The sequence below is a fragment of the Ruegeria sp. ANG-R genome (assembly GCF_000813985.1).
Classification (GTDB): Bacteria; Pseudomonadota; Alphaproteobacteria; order Rhodobacterales; family Rhodobacteraceae; genus Ruegeria.
Window position 1 is genome coordinate 1 of record NZ_JWLJ01000033.1, and the last position, 1,273, is coordinate 1,273.

1 protein-coding gene is annotated in these 1,273 nt (G+C 58.2%); it reads left to right on the forward strand.

Features of this window, described 5'->3' with window-relative positions; genetic code table 11:
* Nucleotides 1-1,176, forward strand: a 1,176-nt coding sequence (gene tuf / locus RA27_RS22920; RefSeq protein WP_010441214.1) for an elongation factor Tu, incomplete at its 5' end; no start/stop codon positions are given.
* Nucleotides 1,177-1,273: the final 97 nt, after the last annotated feature.

The window sequence follows — 1,273 nt, forward strand, 5'->3', positions numbered from 1 at the left end:
ATGGCAAAGGAAAAGTTTGAGCGTAATAAGCCGCACGTCAACATCGGCACGATTGGCCACGTTGACCACGGCAAGACCACGCTGACCGCAGCAATCACCAAGTATTTTGGTGACTTCAAAGCGTATGACCAAATCGACGGCGCGCCGGAAGAAAAAGCACGTGGCATCACCATCTCGACCGCCCACGTGGAGTACGAGACCGACAACCGCCACTACGCGCACGTCGACTGCCCCGGCCACGCCGACTACGTCAAGAACATGATCACCGGTGCCGCTCAGATGGACGGCGCGATCCTGGTTGTGAACGCAGCTGACGGCCCGATGCCGCAGACCCGCGAGCACATCCTGCTGGGCCGCCAGGTTGGCATCCCGAAGATGGTCGTGTTCATGAACAAAGTTGACCAGGTTGACGACGAAGAGCTGCTGGAACTGGTTGAGATGGAAGTTCGCGAACTGCTGTCCAGCTATGAGTACCCCGGCGACGACATTCCGATCATCGCAGGTTCGGCTCTGGCCGCGATGGAAGGCAACAACCCGGAAATCGGCGAAGAGAAGATCAAAGAACTGATGGCGGCTGTTGATGACTACATCGACACCCCTGAGCGTGAAGTCGACAAGCCGTTCCTGATGCCGGTCGAAGACGTGTTCTCGATCTCGGGTCGTGGTACCGTTGTTACGGGCCGTGTTGAGCGTGGCGTGATTAATGTTGGCGACGAGATCGAAATCGTCGGCATCCGTGACACTCAGAAAACCACCTGTACCGGTGTTGAAATGTTCCGCAAGCTGCTGGATCGCGGTGAAGCGGGCGACAACATCGGCGCGCTGCTGCGCGGTATCGACCGTGACGGCGTTGAGCGTGGCCAGGTTCTGTGTAAGCCGGGTTCGGTTACACCGCATACCAAGTTCGAAGCCGAAGCCTACATCCTGACCAAGGAAGAGGGCGGTCGTCACACTCCGTTCTTCGCGAACTACCGTCCGCAGTTCTACTTCCGGACCACTGACGTGACCGGCACCGTGACTCTGGCGGCAGGCACCGAGATGGTTATGCCCGGCGACAACGTCGGTTTCACCGTCGAGCTGATCGCCCCGATCGCGATGGAAGACGGCCTGCGCTTTGCGATCCGCGAAGGCGGCCGCACCGTTGGCGCCGGCGTTGTGTCGAAAATCATCGAGTAATCGGTGACGGTGATGAGATTATTCGACGAATAATCTCGGACCCAACCGTCGAATTAAAGAAGGCCGCTCCAATTGGGGCGGCCTTTGATTTCAACTC